This window comes from Janthinobacterium sp. BJB426 (assembly GCF_002735705.1).
In the GTDB taxonomy this organism is placed as follows: Bacteria; Pseudomonadota; Gammaproteobacteria; order Burkholderiales; family Burkholderiaceae_D; genus Janthinobacterium.
Genome location: NZ_PDZL01000010.1, coordinates 48,567 through 64,914 on the forward strand (window position 1 = coordinate 48,567; position 16,348 = coordinate 64,914).

Here is a 16,348-nt window from a genome sequence, read left to right on the forward strand (position 1 = left end):
ATGCTGACGATGCAACGATGCAGAGGGATGAACTTGCGGTACGCCCCACTACGACACGCGCGTCGCTTGTCATGGTAAAGCCCGCCACCAAGTGGCTGCGTGGGCTTTTGCGCGCCGGCAAGGCGCAGCAGCGCACTGCCACCAAGCTGGCGAAGGTGCTGTTTGGCCCCGTGCCGGCCAAGCCCAAGGCTAAATCCAAACCCCGTGGCAAGACCGTGGTCAAGGCCGTGGTCAAGACCAGGCCGCCGCCGCGCGCCAGGCCTGCCAGCGGCGCCGTGCCCGCCCTGGCACCCTTTGCCACGCCCCTGTCGCCACCGCGCGTGCGCAAGCGAACGGCGCCCCCGCCGGGCAAGTGGCTGGCCGCCCACTATGCACCGTTGCCTGAACTGGGTCAGTTGCCGGGCCGGCGCCTGCCATATTTCCTGTACTTGCCCGAGAAGGCGCCAAGCGCCGCCATGCGCAGCCGGGGCCGGCCGCTGTTGGTGATGCTGCATGGCTGCGAACAGAGTGCCACGCAGTTTGCCGAAGGTACGCGCATGAACCGCCTGGCCGAACGCAAGGGCTATGCCGTGCTGTATCCGCAGCAATCGCTGCGTTCGCATGCGCGCCGTTGCTGGAAGTGGTACGACAAGCTGACGCAGGAGGGGGGCGGCGACGTGCGCCTGATCGTCGGCGCCATCGAGCAGGTGGCGGCCCGCTATGCGATCGACCGCACGCGCATCTATATCTGCGGCATTTCCGCCGGCGCCGGCATGGCGCATATCGTGGCCCTGAACCATCCCCATCTGTTTGCCGCGCTGGGCCTGCATTCCGGGCCCGTGTTTGGCGCCGGGCATAACCTGATCGGCGCGCTGGGCGTGATGCAGCATGGCGCCAGCGCCCGTGCCGACGCGGCCATCGATGAACTGCTGGCGCGCCAGCCCGCGTTTCCCCGCCTGCCCACCATCCTGCTGCAAGGGCTGGCCGACAAGGTGGTGCGTCCCATTAACCAGACGCAGCTGGTGCGCCAGAGCGTGCGCGTCAACCGCTTGCCGGTTGATACCGTGGTGACGGCGCAGCGTTTGCCTGGCGGCGCGGCGGGCGGACGCAATCCGGCCCATGCGTATGGGCTGCACGATTATCAGGTGGGCAAGGATGTGCTGCTGCGCGTGGCGCAGGTCGAGCACCTCGAGCACGCGTGGAGCGGCGGCGACGCCAGTCTGCCATTCAACGACAAGGCCAAGCCCGACGCCAGCAAGATGCTGCTCGATTTCTTCGCCAGCCACCGCCGCCGGTAAGCCAGCGTGCTGCGCGCCGCAACGGTGCGCAGGTACTGGTACGCATCGTTTTCCTTTCTCCCGTACGGCTGCTGCCGCGCGCCGGCACGCTGGCCGTGCCCTTTCCAGCGCAGATTCCAAATGCCGCAGCACCATGAATTTTATAAAGTGGTATTGTTCCGGTATTTAAAAATAACAAAATAAGGCGCTAAAAATACTAATTGGTATACAATTGGTACACGTTTTCAGTGTGATCCGTGTCCGCCGTCCCATGCCCCGACGGCTGGCATGCACTGACGGCAGCCACCCACGTTACGGAACGCGCCATGTCCATCAAGTCCAAGCAGTTGCTGTGGTTTTTTGCGTTTTTTCTCGTTTTTGAACTGAATATTTATTTGTCGAACGACATGATCATGCCGGCCATGCTGGGCATCGTCGGCGAGTTCCAGGCAGAGGAAAAATTCGTCCCCTTGTCCCTGAGCCTGTATCTGCTGGGCGGCAGCTCGCTGCAGATTTTCCTGGGGCCGCTGGCCGACACCATCGGCAAGCGCAAGCTGGTGTTGACTGGCAATACCTTGTTCCTGCTGGCCACCTTGGCCGTGCCATTTTCCGCCTCGATCGAGCAATTTCTCGCCGCGCGTTTCATCCAGGGCATGGGCTGCTGTTTCATCTTCGTCGGCTATGCCATGATCCATGAACTGTTCGACGACATGGCGGCCGTCAAGCTCAGCAGCATCTTGTCGAGCACCACCATCCTCGCGCCCCTGGCCGGCCCCATCCTCGGCAGCGCCATCATCAGCCGGCTGGACTGGCGCTACGTCTTTTTCCTCTCGGGCCTGCTGGCGCTGCTGTCCCTGCTGGGCCTGTTCAAGACCATGCCGCGCGCGGCGCCCAAGGTCACGCGCCTGGACCTGGCCGCCATCGTGCGCAGCTATGTCGCCATTTTCAGCAACGGGCGCTTCATGTTCGGCATGTTCACGGCCGGGCTGGCCACCGTGCCCCTGACGGCCTGGATCGGCTTTTCGCCCCTCTTCGTGCTGCAGGAAATGGGCGCGTCCTACGCCACGTATATCGCCCTGCAATGCGTGATTTTGTCCGGTTTCGTTCTCAGCAGCATCGCCATCCAGCGTTTGCGCCAGGATTTCCCGCTCGTGTCCCTGCTGCGCCTGGGCGGGCTGATCGCGGCCGCCGGCATGCTGGGCGCCGGCGCGGGTCGCCATCACGTCGACGTGTTTGCCGCCTGCATGTTTGTCTATTCCATCGGCTTCGGCCTGTTCAACGGCGCCCTGATCCGCAGCGCGATTACGGCCAGCAAGGAATCGATGACACTCACGACGGCCGCCATGAGCTTGCTTTACTGCATTTATCTGTCCGCCTGGCTGCAGCTGTACAACGTGCTGTGCCAGCGCTTCGGCTATGCGCTGGAAACGTATGCGCTGCTCAATATCCCCGTCATCGTGGTCATCGCCGCCTGCCTGCTGCTGTTTGCGCGGGGTATGGCGGGGCGCCGGGAAAGCGAGGTGCTGCTGGCCCGGCACTGATGGCGCAGCGATGCGCATGTTGTCGACCTTGTTTTACCTCCTGCGAAGTTCATTGACACTCTCCTGCGGAAAATGGTGCGCCCATGAAAATAGATGACCTGGCCTCGAAACACGATCAAGCAAAGATTTTCAACCTGGAATACGAGTTTCGCATCAACCGGCTGAAACTCGATTACATCACCCTGGCCGATGTCCGGCCCCCCGGCATTGATCTGGAACGACTGGCCGTGGAGCACCAGGCGGGCATCGCGGCCCTGCGCAGCTTTGTCGCCCTGAACTTCAACCATTTCAATGCGGCAAGCTGTTCCTCGCTCAGCTGCATCCCCACGCGCGCGCTGGGTGACGACGAGCGCTACCTGCACCGCATCTGGATGGGCGGACCATTGCCGGACATCGCCTGTGAGGCGATCGGGCAGTGGGGCGCGGCGCTCGACGACGTGCGCTACAACGGCGGCGCGCCGTACGTCTCCATTCTGTGGGTGTGGGATGCGCAGCAGCTGCGCGATGACGAGCGCTTCAGCCCCACGGGCGGCGCCGGGCGCTACACGATAGGCCGCTACGCCATCGGCGGCACGACCCTGCATATCAACTCGCTGCGCGCGCTGGCGCTCGATTTCGCGCCGGCCCGCTTCGATATCCTCGATACCCTGCATACGCAGCGCTACTTCGCCACCTTGTCCGATTATTTTCGCATCCTCATCATGTGCGAATACGGCGGCATGTATATGGATGTCGATACGATCCCGCACAATCCGGCGACGATTTTCCTGATGAAGCCGGAAGTGCCCGATTATTTCCAGCGCAACGCCGATGACAGCGAAGAGCGCCGGCATGTCAGCTGGATGAATCTGTTTCTCGATGAAACGGGCATGCTGATCGCCAAGAAGAACGATGCCGCGCTGCGCGTGATCCAGCGCAATGTGAACCTCGCCTATGCTGGTATCGATGCGCAGGTTCCCCGTTCCTGCCCGCAATTCGAGGCGCAGCTGTTTGGCCAGTTCTATGCCGAATGGAAGAAAAACCTGGGCGTGACCCTGCTCAGCCATGCCGAGTTCTACCAGCGCTATTGCGTGCTGTATGACGGCGCGCGCGAAGCGGTGGCGGGCGGCATCCGCGGCATGCGCTTGCTGGACGATATCATTACCGACATGCACATCCCCTTGAGCGACGAGGAACGGCGCGCGTACGCGCGCTGCGTGGCGCGGCTCGATGAAATCGCTTGGCAGCTCGACGATCCTTTGAGCCTCGTCAATATCGTCGACGTGTTCGATATCGAGGAAGTGCCGCGCATGGCGTATGCTGCCCAGTTGCGGGCGGACATCGACCACTTTCACTATTACTCGGTGCTGTCGGACGACCCGCAGCTCGACCGCGTGAATGCCGTCTTTTGCCGTTACCTGCTGGCCCACCGCTCGCAGCAGATTGCCGCCGGCAACTTCTGGCGCCCGACCGTGGGCCGCCACGGCAGCCGCATGCCGGCCACCAGCGATGCCGCCCCGCCAGGTGACGAGGCGCAGGCGGGCCTGCTGTCGCATGCGCCGCTCACACTGGTGGCGGGAGAACTGCTGGGCGACGAGGCGAAGAACCGCATGGCCAAATTGCTGTTTGCCACCAGTTACCTGGAATACTGTTCCTTTGGGAATAAATTGAATCTGCAGTTAGTCGAACTGCAGCGGCGGCAAAATATCGATCCGTATCTGGCGCACATCCACGGCTTGCATGACGAGGACGGGCGTTTCATCGGCTTTTTCACGGCCGCGACGATGGACGAGTTCCAGGCCTGCGGCGCCGTGTCATATTACCGCGACGACATGAAGGCGCTTGACGATGCGTATGACGCCTTCGTGCTCGCGCATGCGCGCGCCGACGACTGTTTCGTCAGCAGCCTGGCCATCGACGAGAAATACCGGGGCCAGGGCTTGTTTCGGCAAATGTTCCATGAAATCCGCGACCTGGCCAGCCGCAAGGGCTGTGCGCGTATCACCCTGACGGTGTGGGAAAAGAGCGAAGCGTTGCAAGTGTATCTGCACAAGGGCTTTCGCAGCGTGGGCACGTTCGATTATGCCTACAGCCTGTTCTATGATCGGCTGCATTTTTTGGTGTATGAAGGTAACTGAGGAGGGAAACTGAGGGAGGGCAGGGCGGCCGGCAGCCGCCCCGCGATGCAGCTTACAACGCCAGGAAGGCCAGGCCCGCCACGGCCGTTGGCAGCAGCGCGCCGGCCAGCAGGCCGACGGCGCCGATCGATTCATCCTTGAAACCGCGGCGCAGCAGGGCCACGCCGGCCGGGTTCGGCGCGTTGGCGATGACGGTCAGGCCGCCGCCGGCCACGGCGCCAGCCATCAGCATGTATTTTGCTTCGTCCGTCATGCCGACGATCAGCGAACCGAGGTAAGTGAGGGCCGCATTGTCGGTAATGGCCGTCAAGCCCAGGGCGCCGAAGAACAGGGCCAGCGGCTTCAGGCTGGAAACGATGGGCTGCAGCCACCATTGCTGCATGCCGCCCAGTACCACCAGGCCGCCGAGGAAGAAGCCGACCAGCAAGCCTTCCTTGAGGATCAGCGGGCTTTGATAGCGCTCATACGCCTGCACGAAGCCGAGGAAGAACAGGAACAGGCCGATGAACAGCACGGGATGGTGCGCCAGGGTGACCACGCCGGCCAGCACGATCATGTGCACCAGGCTGACGGCCAGCGGCACTTTCGGCGCTTCCACTTCACCGGCTTTCGGCTTGATGTCGGAAGTGTTGCTGTGCAGATATTTGCGCAGCAAGATGCTCACGCCCGTGGCGTTGATCAGCACGGCGATGGCGGCCTTCCAGCCGAAATGGCTGGCCATGAAGGCGCTATCCCAGTTCCACGTGGTGGCCACCATCAGCACGGGCGGCGCTGCGTACGAGGTGAGGGTGCCGCCGATGGAAACATTGACAAACAGCACTCCCAACGCGCCGTATTTCAGCCATTCAGGGATGCCCGGGCGGAAGATTTGCGGCGCCAGCATCAGCGCGGCCAGGGTCATGGCGGCCGGTTCCGTGATCAATGAACCCGTCAGGGGCACGAGCGCCAGGCCCAGCCAGACGAGGGCCAGTTCCGTGCGCAGCGGCATCACGCGCGCCACGCCTTTCAACAGGCGCTGTACGGCGTCGAGCACGGGGCGTGAGGCGGCCACGACCATGACGACAAAGACGAACAGCGGCTCCGTGTAATGGCGCGACTCGGCATACTCGATGGCCGCATCGCCGCCCGAGACAAAGGCCATGATGATGATCAGGATAAAGGCCCAGAAGCCGAACACGACTTCCACTTCGCCCAGTAAATGCAGCAGGCCCGCATGGCGGGGATGGCGCCTCGATAATGTTTCAAACGACTTGGCGGCGAAGGTGTGGATGAGCGCAAGGCCGAAGACGATGGCGCTGATGATTTGGATGGTGGTCAAATGCGTTTCCTTATGGACGGAGGAAGCCGCCCGGTGCATTGCCGAGCGGTAAGGAGAGTGCTTATGGTACAGCAATCGATGCCAGAAACGGGGTTTTTCGGACATGGCGGAGCGGCCTCCGGGCAGGCGCTGCGCAGATAAGCCTTGCCAAAAGCAGGACTGGATAGTACTGTATATGCATACAGTATTCATCTTCATATTCAATTATGCAACATTCTCAATTGATGGCCTCGCCGGAAGCCTTGCACCCGTCCTTATGGCGCGCATCGCAGCTGGGGCAGGGCGCCACGCGCTGCCTGGACACGGGCTTTGCCGCCCTGTCCGCGCAGTTGCCCGGCGGCGGCTGGCCCAGCGGCAGCCTCATCGATCTGCTGGTGCAGCAGCCAGGCAGTGGCGAATTGCGCCTGCTGGCGCCCGCGCTGGCGCAGCTGCCGGGCTTGCCCATCGTGCTGCTGCAGCCGCCCCATCCGCCGCAGGCGCTGGCCCTGGTGGCGCAGGGATTGGCGCCGTCGCAGCTGCTGTGGCTCAAGAGCGCCGGCAGCAAGGATGCCCTGTGGGCGGCGGAAAACATCTTGCGCAGCGGCAGTTGCGGCGCCTTGCTGTTCTGGCAGCCGCACGTGCGCGCCGACAGCCTGCGCCGCCTGCACCTGGCTGCGCAAGGAGGCAATACCCTGTTCTGCATGCTGCGCCCCTTGCACGGCGCGCAGGATGCGTCGCCGGCGCCGCTGCGCCTGTCCGTGCGCCCGGCCGCCGGCGGCATCGAGATCGGCTTCATCAAACGCCGGGGACCGCAGCGCGACGCGCCCCTGTTCCTGCCCCTGCAACCTCCTTCATTATTGCCACGCCATGCGACTCTGGATCGGCCTGTGCCTGCCCCGGCTTCCGCTCGAAGTATTTTGCCCGCGCTGGTCGGCTGACAGCCTCGGCGTGGTGCTGGAGCAGGAGCAAGTGATGGCCCTGTCGCCGCTGGCGCGGGCGGCCGGTATCCGGCCGGGCATGCGCCGCGCCGGCGCGCTGATGCTGGCGCCGCAGGCGCGCCTGCACGAGCGCTCGCTTGAACTGGAAGCGCAGGCGCTGCAGGCGGTGGCGCTGGCGCTGCTGCAATACTCGCCGCTGGTGGCGCAGGGCGAGGAAGCGACCCTGCTCGTCGATGCGGGCGCCAGCCTGCGCCTGTTTGGTGGCGTGCGCGCCCTGTGCCGGCAGATCGCGGCCAGCTTGCGCGCGCTCGGCTACACGGCCCAGCTGTCGTGCGCCCCCACGGCGCGCGGCGCCTGGCTGCTGGCGCGCGCCGGCACGCGCCGGGGCCGCGTGCTGGGCATGGCCAGCCTGGTGCGCCGTCTCGACGGCCTGCCGTGCGCCTTGCTGCCGCCCGCGCGCGCCTATCTGGACTGGTTCGAGGGCATCGGCTGCCGCACCCTGGGGCAGCTGCGCCACTTGCCGCGCCCTGGCTTGCAGCGCCGCTGCGGCGGGGCCTTGCTCGACATGCTCGACGATGCGCATGGCCACAGCACGGAACTGTTCGTGTGGCTCGAAGCGCCGCCCACGTTCCGCGCCAGCCTGGAATTGTTCGACCGCGTGGAGCACGCTGACGCGCTGCTGTTCGGCGCGCGCCGGCTGCTGCAGCAAATGACGGGCTGGTTGTGCGCGCGGCAATTTGCCGTCGAGCGCATACAGTTGCTGCTGGCGCACGAGCGGGGCAGGGTGGCGCGCCCGCCCACCATCATCGACCTGGCGCTGGGCGAGGCCGTCTGGCGCGACGAGCACCTGGTGCGTTTGCTCAAGGAGCGCCTGGCGCAGCTGGTGCTGGACGCGCCCGTGATCGGCCTTACTCTGGAAGCGCTGCAGGTGCAGCCGATGGCGCCGCCCAGCGATACCCTGTTCCCCGAACCGGGCGGTACGCCGCAGGAGCGCCAGCGCTTGCTGGAATTGCTGGTGGCGCGCCTGGGGAGCGACAATGTCTTGCAGGCCGCGCCGCGCGCCGATTACCGTCCCGAGGCGGCCAACCAGTGGTTGCCGTTGCCGGCCAAGCCAGGCGGCAGGAACACGGTGTCCGACTTGCCGCCCGGCTTGTCCGGCATGCCCCGTCCCGGCTGGCTGCTGGCCCAGCCCATCGCCCTGCTGATGCGCGAGCACCGGCCGTTCTATGGCTCGCCCCTGAAAATGGTGTCTGTCGCCGAGCGCATCGAGGCAGGCTGGTGGGGCCAGTCGCAGGCGCGCGATTATTTCATCGCCGAAGGCCTCGACCACGCCCATTACTGGGTCTACCGCGAACGCATCGCCGGCAGCGGAGAAGACGCCGCGCCGCGCTGGTTTTTGCATGGCTTGTTTGGCTGAATGCGCTGTCCTGCTGAAACTGCCATGCTTGGCTATACTTGCTCTCTTGGCCGCGTCAACCACCTCAATAAGGATTACCATGTCCCAACTTTCTGACTTCCCCATCACCCAAAAATGGCCTGCCCGGCATCCGGAACGCCTGCAGCTGTACTCGCTGCCGACGCCGAACGGCATCAAGGTTTCCATCCTGCTGGAAGAGCTGGGCCTGGCGTACGAGCCGCACCTGGTCAGCTTCGAACAAAATGACCAGCTGTCGCCCGCCTTCCTGTCGCTCAATCCGAACAACAAGATTCCCGCCATCCTCGACCCGGACGGTCCCGATGGCAAGCCGCTGGCCCTGTTCGAGTCGGGCGCCATCCTGCTGTACCTGGCCGAGAAAACGGGCAAGTTCATCCCGCAGGACGCGGGCTTGCGCTATGAAACGATCCAATGGCTGATGTTCCAGATGGGTGGTATCGGCCCCATGTTTGGCCAGGTGGGCTTCTTCCACAAATTCGCCGGCAAGGACTATGAGGACAAGCGGCCGCTGGAACGCTATATCGGCGAGGCCAAGCGCCTGCTGAGCGTGCTCGAGCAGCGCCTGCAGGGCCGCGACTGGATCATGGGTAGTCAGTACACGATTGCCGACATCGCCATCTTCCCGTGGGTGCGCTGCCTGGTGGGTTTCTATGGCGCAGGCGATCTCGTCGGTTTCAGCAGCTTCCCGAATGTGCAGCGCGCGCTGGACGCGTTTCTGGCCAGGCCAGCCGTCATCAAGGGTGTCGACATCCCATCGCGTGGCTAAAACAGCTGTGGCCGGCCGGCGCTACAATGCGTCATCGGCCGCCCTGTGCGGCAGCTTTGATCTGAGACAATGAAATCCACCCGGCAAGATTTTCCCGGCGCGCACGGCCATGTGCTGGCAGCGCGCCTCGATGCGCCCGACGGCGCCATCCGCGCCTACGCGCTGTTCGCCCACTGTTTTACCTGCGGCAAGGACGTGCTGGCCGCGCGGCGCATCGCGCAAGGCTTGACGGAGCACGGCATCGCCGTGCTGCGCTTCGACTTCACGGGACTGGGCGCCAGCGAGGGCGAGTTCGCCGCCACCAATTTCTCGTCGAATGTGGACGACCTGGTCGCCGCCGCCGATTTCCTGCGTGCAAAACATGCGGCCCCGCAATTGCTGATCGGCCATAGCCTGGGCGGCGCCGCCGTGCTGGCTGCCGCGTCGCAAGTGCCGGAAGCGATCGCCATTGCCACCCTGGCCGCCCCGAGCACGCCCGCCTACGTGACGCGCATGTTCAGCGCGCACCTGGAGCAGATCGCCGCGGAAGGCGAGGCGCTGGTGCAGCTGGAAGGGCGGCCCTTCCGCATCCGCCAGCAATTCGTCGACGACGCGGGCAGCCACAGTTTAAAAGAGCACATCGCCGGCCTGCGCCGCGCCCTGCTGGTGATGCACGCACCGAACGACACGACGGTGAGCCTGTCGAACGCGATGGAGATCTTTACGGCAGCCAAGCACCCGAAAAGCTTCGTTTCGCTCGACGATGCCGACCATTTATTGACGGGGCGCGATGACGCCGCCTATGTCGCCAATGTGATTGCCGCCTGGAGCGCGCGCTATATCAACTAAGCTGAACTAAGCGGTCGCCCATGAAAAACGCCGTACCGGCAAGATGCGGGTACGGCGCAGATGGGGAGAAAACGGCTTAGTCCTCGTCGAATTCTGCCGAAAGATCCTTCCAGCCTTTACTGATTGCAAAGGCGGAAAATTCCTCGGGCGCTTCCAGGACGATCAGTTTCTTGTCTTGCAGGCCAAGGTCGCCATGGCCGAAGTCGGGGCCCACGTAGCCGAGGCTGCGCAGGCGGGTCAGGATGTGGCCGACCAGGGTCTTGTCCTTGTAGGCGCCCGCTTCGAGCGGGGCGGCGAAATCGACGTAGACGTCGATGATGCCGTAGCCTTCGTCGAAGATGCGGATGGCCTTGATGTCGTGGGCACGGCCGGAGCCGTCGGTGGCCTTGAAGGGGCCGCTGAGCTGGATGTCGGTGTCATTATTCATGCCGCCAGCATACACCAAAAGCCGGCACCGCATGGGGGACGCCATGCAAAATCCCCCTGGATGGGCCATGTAAAAATTTCTTACAAATTCTTCGCCGTCTGGGGCGCTTTTCGCCAATTTCAAGGCCTTGAAAGGGCGTTGACAGGCCGTATATCGGTAACAGGCGGATGCTCACGGTGAGGTCCGCCCCTCTTATCGCTTCATTTGAAAAGGATAGTTATCATGCGTACTTTTGACCTTGCTCCCCTGTATCGTTCCGCCATTGGCTTTGACCGCCTGGCACAGCTGCTCAACGAACAGCGCGCCGATGCACAACCGAGCTACCCCCCATACAACATCGAACTGGTGTCGGAAGACAAGTACCGCATCGTGATGGCCTTGGCCGGCTTCTCGCGCGAAGAGATCGACATCATCACGGAACGCGACTCCCTGCACGTCACGGGCCGCAAGCAGAAAGATGGCGTCGAGCGCACGTTCTTGCACCGCGGCATCGCTGCCCGCGATTTCGAACAGCGTTTCCAGCTGGCCAACCACGTGAAGGTCACGGGCGCCACGTTTGAAAACGGCATGCTGACCATCGACCTCGTGCGTGAAGTGCCGGAAGCTCTGAAACCGCGCAAGATCGAGATCGGCAGCGGCGGCGATACCGTCAGCGTACTGGAACAGCGCCAGGCAGCCTGATCTGAGCCGAGCTGATCCCGGCGCCCCTCGGGCGCCCAGGTAGGCTCTTTCCATGCAGTAAAATACTGGCCGGTTGATCCGGCCAGTGTCACGTCCGGAGCCCGCTCGGGTACTCCTTGATCGCCATGCAACCTGCGTGCGGCAGGCAAGATTAAACCCTGCTTAAAGGCGCAAATGCTTGTTTCCAAATGGAAAAATGTTAAGCACCGCCTAAGACTCGTGGCCCACTATTGCATACATCAAAATCTCATTGAATGAGGAGCAATTCATGGAACAGCAAACGAATACCGCATCCCTGAAAATCAAACGCACCGTAGCCGCGCTGGCCGCGATCGGTGTGCTGGGCGCCGGCGGCGCCATGGTGGTGCATCAGAACAATGCCGGCGCGAATGCCGCAGCGGCCGCCGCCGCAGCACCCGTGGCCGCCGCTGTCGCGCCTGCCGCGGCCTCGCCGCTGGTGGCCTTGCCCGACTTTAGCCAGATCGCCGCGCGCAACAGCCCCGCCGTGGTGAATATCAGCGTCACGGGCAGCACCAAGGTGGCCTATGACCCCTCGGCCCAGGCCGGCAATGACGACTTCGGCAACGACCCGTTCCTCGAATTTTTCCGCCGCTTCCAGGGACCGCAAGGCGGACAGCGCGGTGGCCGCGACGTACCGACGCATGGCCTTGGTTCCGGCTTCATCGTCAGCCCGGACGGCATCATCATGACGAATGCCCACGTGGTGCGCGATGCGCGCGAAGTGACCGTCAAGCTCAACGACCGCCGCGAATTCCGCGCCAAGGTGCTGGGCACGGATCCGAAGACCGATATTGCCGTATTGAAAATCGACGCCAACAACCTGCCCATCGTGCCGCTCGGCCATTCGAGCGACCTGAAAGTGGGCGAGTGGGTGCTGGCCATCGGCTCTCCTTATGGCTTCGACAGCACGGTGACGGCCGGCGTGGTCAGCGCCAAGGGTCGCTCCTTGCCGGACGACAGCAATGTGCCCTTCATCCAGACGGACGTGGCGGTGAACCCCGGCAATTCGGGCGGCCCGCTGTTCAACACGCGCGGCGAAGTGGTCGGCATCAATTCGCAGATCTACAGCCAGACGGGCGGCTTCCAGGGCTTGTCGTTCGCCATCCCCATTGACCTGGCCGGCCGCATCAAGGACCAGATCGTCGCCACGGGCAAGGCCAGCCATGCCAAGCTGGGCGTGACGGTGCAGGAAGTCAACCAGGGCTTTGCCGACTCGTTCAAGCTGGCCACGCCGGAAGGCGCGCTGGTGGCCAATGTGGAGCGGGGCAGCCCGGCTGACAAGGCGGGCCTGAAGTCGGGCGACGTGGTGCGCAAGGTCAATGGCCAGCGCATCATCGGCTCGGCGGACTTGCCGGCGCTGGTGGGCACGTCCTTGCCAGGCGACAAGATCAGCATGGATGTCTGGCGTGACGGCAAGATCGTCAGCCTGACGGCGACCCTGGGCAATGCGGCCGACAAGGTGGCCGAAGTGGCGAAGAGCGACAGCGCCGCCGGCAAGGTAAAGCTGGGCCTGGCCCTGCGTCCGTTACAATCGGATGAAAAACGCGAGGCGGGCATCAGCGCCGGCCTGCTGGTGGAAGACGCGGGCGGTGCTGCGGCGAATGCCGGAGTGCAGCCGGGCGACGTGCTATTGTCGGTCAATGGCCGTCCCGTCAACACGGTCGAGCAGGTGCGCGATGTGGTGGAAAAATCCGCCAAGTCGGTCGCCTTGCTGATCCAGCGCGGCCCCGACAAGATATTCATTCCAGTACGCCTGGGTTGAACACACGAGTAACGAGATAGAGAGGCAAACCATGCGCTTATTGCTGGTAGAAGACGACACGATGATCGGCGAGGTGGTGCTCGACTTGCTGCGCGCCGAGCATTACGCGGTGGACTGGGTCAAGGATGGCGACATGGCCGACACGGCCCTGCAGACGCAGACCTATGACCTGGTGCTGCTGGACCTGGGCTTGCCGCGCAAGGATGGCCTCGACGTGCTGCGCTCGATGCGTTTGCGCAAGCTGGACACGCCCGTGCTGGTGGCCACGGCGCGCGACGCCGTCGAGCAGCGCATCGCCGGCCTCGACGCGGGCGCCGACGATTACGTGCTGAAACCGTATGACCTCGACGAATTGCTGGCACGCATACGTGCCCTGCTGCGGCGCGCCTCGGGGCGGCCGGAACCGATCTTCGAGCACCAGGGCGTGAGTATCAATCCGCTGACGCGCGAAGTGATCGCCGAGGGCCACCCCGTCAACCTGTCGGCGCGCGAATGGGCCGTGCTGGAAGCGCTGATCGCCCGTCCCGGCATCGTGCTGTCGCGCGCGCAGCTGGAAGAAAAGCTGTACAGCTGGAAGGATGAAGTCAACAGCAATGCCGTGGAAGTGTATATCCATGGCTTGCGCAAGAAGCTGGGCAGCGACTTGATCCAGAACGTGCGCGGCCTTGGCTATATGGTGCCCAAGGCATGAGGATGAAGGTCACGGTGACGCATTCGCTGCGCGGCCGCCTGCTGTGGTTTTTGCTGGCGGCCATCATCATGGCGGCGCTGGCGCAAGCGTCGATCGCCTACCGCAGCGCCCTGTACGACGCCGACCAGATTTTTGATTACCACATGCAGCAGATGGCCCTGTCGCTGCGCTCCGGCGCGCCGCTGGCCAACCATGCGCAAGCCTTGCCGGCCGACCCCGTCAACAACGATATGGTGGTGCAGGTGTGGACGCCGGACGGCGTGCAGGTGTTCCGTTCGATCACGCGCGCGGAACTGCCGCAGCGCGCCGTGCTGGGCTTTTCCAACGTGAAAGCCAACGGCACGACTTACCGCATCTTTTCCGTGCAAACCAGTTCCCAGACCGTGCAGATCGCCCAGGACATGGCCGTGCGCAAGCGCATGGCCGGCAGCCTGGCGCTGCGCACGGTCGGTCCCATCGCGCTGATGGCGCCTATCCTGATGCTGGTCGTCTGGTGGGTCGTCAGCGGTTCGCTGGCGCCCGTCTCGCGCGTGCGCAAGCAGGTGGCGGCGCGTCAGGCGGACGACCTGTCGCCCGTCTCGGAAGCGGGCTTGCCTGACGAAGTGCGCCCCCTGGTGCATGAATTGAATTTGCTGTTCGGGCGCGTGAAAACGGCATTCGACGCGCAGCAGCACTTTGTTGCCGACGCCGCGCATGAATTGCGCACGCCGCTGGCTGCCCTGAAACTGCAGGTATTGAGCCTGGAACGGGCCGAATCGGAAGAAAAACGCAGCCTGGCGATTTCCCGCGTCAGCGCCGGCATCGAGCGGGCCACGCGCCTGGTCGAGCAGCTGCTGGTGCTGGCGCGCCAGGAAGCCAGTGCCGCCAGCGGCGACCAGCTGCAGGCGGTGGACTTGAACGATGTCGTCAAGCGGGCGCTGGGCGACATGGCCGGCATCGCGCAGGCGCGCAAGATCGACCTTGGCCTGCATCACATGGACCCGGCCAAGGTGGCGGGGCAGGCCGATGCGCTCAACATCATGCTGCGCAACCTGGTCGACAACGCCATCAAGTACACGCCGCAGGGCGGCACGGTCGATATCGACCTGCGCGCCAGCCCCGTCGGCGTGACCTTGTCGGTGGAAGACAGCGGCCCTGGCATCCCGCCCGAGGAGCGCGAGCGCGTCTTCAGCCGCTTCTACCGCGTGCCCGGCACGGACGCCAACGGCAGCGGCCTGGGGCTGGCCATCATCAAGGCCATCGCCGAGCGCCATGGCGCGCGCCTGGTGCTGGACAAATCCGAGCGCCTGGGCGGCCTGTGCGTGCGCGTGGAGTTCCCGCAAGCCGTGAAAAAATGACGTTTTGATCATGATCTTTGGCCTGTTGCATTGACGCGCGCGCCGCTGGCATATATTGTCTGCGCAATAAGCAATCAAGCAAACGGAGCGCAGCATGCAGAAGATCGGCTTTTCAGGAACCCTCGATCCCATCACCAACGGCCACATGTGGGTGATCGGCGAGGCGCGTTCGCTCGCCGACGAGGTGATCGTGTTCCTGTCGCAAAATCCCGCCAAGAAGCCGCAATTTCCCGCCGAAGACCGCAAGCGCATCATCGAACAGAGCGCGCGCGAGTGCGGCTGGGACAATGTGCAGGTGGTCATCGTCAAGGGCGATTACACGGCCCGCGCGGCGAAAAAGCATGGCTGCGACTACCTGATCCGCGGCATCCGCACGACGGCCGATTTCGACTATGAAAACCTGATCCAGCAAACGAATGTGGACGTGCTGCAGGGCGCCAAGACGATCTTCGTCATGCCGCCGCGCGACCTCGGTTCCGTCAGCTCCAGCTTCGTCAAGGCGCTGGAAGGGCCCGTGGGCTGGAACTGGACCATGAAGAAATTCGTCCCCGGTCCCGCCTACCAGGCGTGGATACTCGACTGCCTGCGCAAGGAGTGGGAAGCGCTGTGGAACTACGCCACCGCCTCGCCAGACGACATCGCGCTGGCGGATCACTGGTTCGCCCACCTGACGGGGCCGCAGGCGTATGGCGGAGCGGACCGCCACTATCACAACCTCGACCACCTGGTGCACGGCCTGTCCGAGATCCGCGTGTGGGCCGACAATACCTTTGCGCCCAAGCGTGACAGCGCGCTGGTCAAGAAGGCGTTCTGGTTCCACGACGCCGTCTACAGCCACGACGACGATGCCCTGTATTCCAGCGAAGAGGCGAGTGCCCAGCTGTGGCTGGCCAGCGGCCTTGATGCGGGCGATAACCTTGATGTGGCGCAATTGATACGCGCCACCGACCATTTCCAGGGGCCGGGCATCAGCCACGCGCTGAAAGACGCCATGCTCAGCGCCGATCTGGCCATCCTGGGGCAGGATGAAGAGGTGTATCTAGCCTACACGCAAGCCATCGTCCGCGAATACGCGCACGTCGACCCCGTGCGCTTCAACGAGCAGCGGGGCCTGGCCCTGCAGCACCTGTGCAGCAAGGCGCAGGCGGGCCAGCTGTTTGGCGATGCGTATTTCGCCGACCAATATAACGAGCGGGCGATAGCCAACATGCAGAAAGAGATCGCGGCGCTGGCCGGCACCTGAGCCGATGC

14 protein-coding genes are annotated in these 16,348 nt (G+C 64.0%); 12 read left to right on the top strand and 2 right to left on the bottom strand.

Annotated elements, in window-relative coordinates; translation table 11 throughout:
* The first annotated feature begins 71 nt into the window (after positions 1-71).
* From CSQ93_RS17025 to CSQ93_RS17035, 3 genes are all read left to right on the top strand, one after another.
* Entirely contained in the window at positions 72-1,277 is a 1,206-nt protein-coding gene (locus CSQ93_RS17025; RefSeq protein WP_099379062.1) for an extracellular catalytic domain type 1 short-chain-length polyhydroxyalkanoate depolymerase, read from the top strand.
* A 305-nt stretch (positions 1,278-1,582) separates the two neighbouring features.
* Complete coding sequence (locus tag CSQ93_RS17030; protein ID WP_099379063.1) at positions 1,583-2,797, top strand: MFS transporter; 1,215 nt, start codon at positions 1,583-1,585, stop codon at positions 2,795-2,797.
* Positions 2,798-2,880: 83 nt separating this feature from the next.
* Positions 2,881-4,914 (top strand): GNAT family N-acetyltransferase, encoded by a 2,034-nt coding sequence (locus tag CSQ93_RS17035; RefSeq protein WP_099379064.1) that lies wholly within the window; start codon positions 2,881-2,883, stop codon positions 4,912-4,914.
* Positions 4,915-4,966: 52 nt separating this feature from the next.
* On the opposite strand, the gene CSQ93_RS17040 is transcribed toward CSQ93_RS17035, so the two are convergent.
* Positions 4,967-6,232, bottom strand: coding sequence for a putative Na+/H+ antiporter (locus tag CSQ93_RS17040; RefSeq protein ID WP_099379065.1), 1,266 nt, complete (start codon positions 6,230-6,232; stop codon positions 4,967-4,969).
* 206 nt (positions 6,233-6,438) lie between these two features.
* Here CSQ93_RS17040 and imuA point away from each other — a divergent pair, with 206 nt between their 5' ends.
* The 4 genes from imuA to CSQ93_RS17060 all read left to right on the top strand — a co-directional run bounded on the left by imuA (position 6,439) and on the right by CSQ93_RS17060 (position 10,178).
* On the top strand, positions 6,439-7,149 hold the full coding sequence (imuA, locus tag CSQ93_RS17045) for a translesion DNA synthesis-associated protein ImuA (protein WP_099379066.1): 711 nt from the start codon (positions 6,439-6,441) through the stop codon (positions 7,147-7,149).
* The gene (locus CSQ93_RS17050; protein ID WP_099379067.1) at positions 7,079-8,566 is read left to right on the top strand and encodes a Y-family DNA polymerase; all 1,488 of its coding nucleotides are present in this window, start codon (positions 7,079-7,081) and stop codon (positions 8,564-8,566) included. The genes imuA and CSQ93_RS17050 overlap by 71 nt, the downstream gene beginning before the upstream one ends.
* A 79-nt stretch (positions 8,567-8,645) precedes the next feature.
* Positions 8,646-9,350 (top strand): glutathione S-transferase N-terminal domain-containing protein, encoded by a 705-nt coding sequence (locus CSQ93_RS17055; RefSeq protein ID WP_099379068.1) that lies wholly within the window; start codon positions 8,646-8,648, stop codon positions 9,348-9,350.
* A 69-nt stretch (positions 9,351-9,419) separates the two neighbouring features.
* On the top strand, positions 9,420-10,178 hold the full coding sequence (locus tag CSQ93_RS17060; RefSeq protein WP_099379069.1) for an alpha/beta hydrolase family protein: 759 nt from the start codon (positions 9,420-9,422) through the stop codon (positions 10,176-10,178).
* Positions 10,179-10,254: 76 nt separating this feature from the next.
* Here the strand turns inward: CSQ93_RS17060 and CSQ93_RS17065 are convergent, their stop codons facing one another.
* Entirely contained in the window at positions 10,255-10,605 is a 351-nt protein-coding gene (locus CSQ93_RS17065) for a hypothetical protein (protein ID WP_099379164.1), read from the bottom strand.
* A gap of 222 nt (positions 10,606-10,827) precedes the next feature.
* On the opposite strand from CSQ93_RS17065, the gene CSQ93_RS17070 reads away from it, so the two are divergent.
* The 5 genes from CSQ93_RS17070 to coaD all read left to right on the top strand — a co-directional run bounded on the left by CSQ93_RS17070 (position 10,828) and on the right by coaD (position 16,340).
* Complete coding sequence (locus CSQ93_RS17070) at positions 10,828-11,286, top strand: Hsp20 family protein (protein WP_035821223.1); 459 nt, start codon at positions 10,828-10,830, stop codon at positions 11,284-11,286.
* 268 nt (positions 11,287-11,554) lie between these two features.
* The gene (locus tag CSQ93_RS17075) at positions 11,555-13,069 is read left to right on the top strand and encodes a Do family serine endopeptidase (protein WP_099379070.1); all 1,515 of its coding nucleotides are present in this window, start codon (positions 11,555-11,557) and stop codon (positions 13,067-13,069) included.
* A 31-nt stretch (positions 13,070-13,100) separates the two neighbouring features.
* Complete coding sequence (locus CSQ93_RS17080; protein WP_010400558.1) at positions 13,101-13,760, top strand: response regulator; 660 nt, start codon at positions 13,101-13,103, stop codon at positions 13,758-13,760.
* A gap of 2 nt (positions 13,761-13,762) precedes the next feature.
* Positions 13,763-15,097: an ATP-binding protein gene (locus CSQ93_RS17085; RefSeq protein WP_099379071.1), complete on the top strand. Its 1,335-nt coding sequence runs from the start codon at positions 13,763-13,765 to the stop codon at positions 15,095-15,097.
* Between the two features lie 94 nt (positions 15,098-15,191).
* Entirely contained in the window at positions 15,192-16,340 is a 1,149-nt protein-coding gene (coaD, locus tag CSQ93_RS17090) for a pantetheine-phosphate adenylyltransferase (protein ID WP_099379072.1), read from the top strand.
* Positions 16,341-16,348: the final 8 nt, after the last annotated feature.

Excerpts from the sequence above, each read along its gene's own strand:
- CSQ93_RS17025 (WP_099379062.1), top strand. The coding sequence starts at position 72 with ATGGTAAAGCCCGCCACCAAGTGGCTGCGTGGGCTTTTGCGCGCCGGC.
- CSQ93_RS17030 (WP_099379063.1), top strand. The coding sequence starts at position 1,583 with ATGTCCATCAAGTCCAAGCAGTTGCTGTGGTTTTTTGCGTTTTTTCTC.
- CSQ93_RS17035 (WP_099379064.1), top strand. The coding sequence starts at position 2,881 with ATGAAAATAGATGACCTGGCCTCGAAACACGATCAAGCAAAGATTTTC.
- imuA (WP_099379066.1), top strand. The coding sequence starts at position 6,439 with ATGCAACATTCTCAATTGATGGCCTCGCCGGAAGCCTTGCACCCGTCC.
- CSQ93_RS17050 (WP_099379067.1), top strand. The coding sequence starts at position 7,079 with ATGCGACTCTGGATCGGCCTGTGCCTGCCCCGGCTTCCGCTCGAAGTA.
- CSQ93_RS17055 (WP_099379068.1), top strand. The coding sequence starts at position 8,646 with ATGTCCCAACTTTCTGACTTCCCCATCACCCAAAAATGGCCTGCCCGG.
- CSQ93_RS17060 (WP_099379069.1), top strand. The coding sequence starts at position 9,420 with ATGAAATCCACCCGGCAAGATTTTCCCGGCGCGCACGGCCATGTGCTG.
- CSQ93_RS17065 (WP_099379164.1), bottom strand. The coding sequence starts at position 10,605 with ATGAATAATGACACCGACATCCAGCTCAGCGGCCCCTTCAAGGCCACC.
- CSQ93_RS17070 (WP_035821223.1), top strand. The coding sequence starts at position 10,828 with ATGCGTACTTTTGACCTTGCTCCCCTGTATCGTTCCGCCATTGGCTTT.
- CSQ93_RS17075 (WP_099379070.1), top strand. The coding sequence starts at position 11,555 with ATGGAACAGCAAACGAATACCGCATCCCTGAAAATCAAACGCACCGTA.
- CSQ93_RS17080 (WP_010400558.1), top strand. The coding sequence starts at position 13,101 with ATGCGCTTATTGCTGGTAGAAGACGACACGATGATCGGCGAGGTGGTG.
- CSQ93_RS17085 (WP_099379071.1), top strand. The coding sequence starts at position 13,763 with ATGAAGGTCACGGTGACGCATTCGCTGCGCGGCCGCCTGCTGTGGTTT.
- coaD (WP_099379072.1), top strand. The coding sequence starts at position 15,192 with ATGCAGAAGATCGGCTTTTCAGGAACCCTCGATCCCATCACCAACGGC.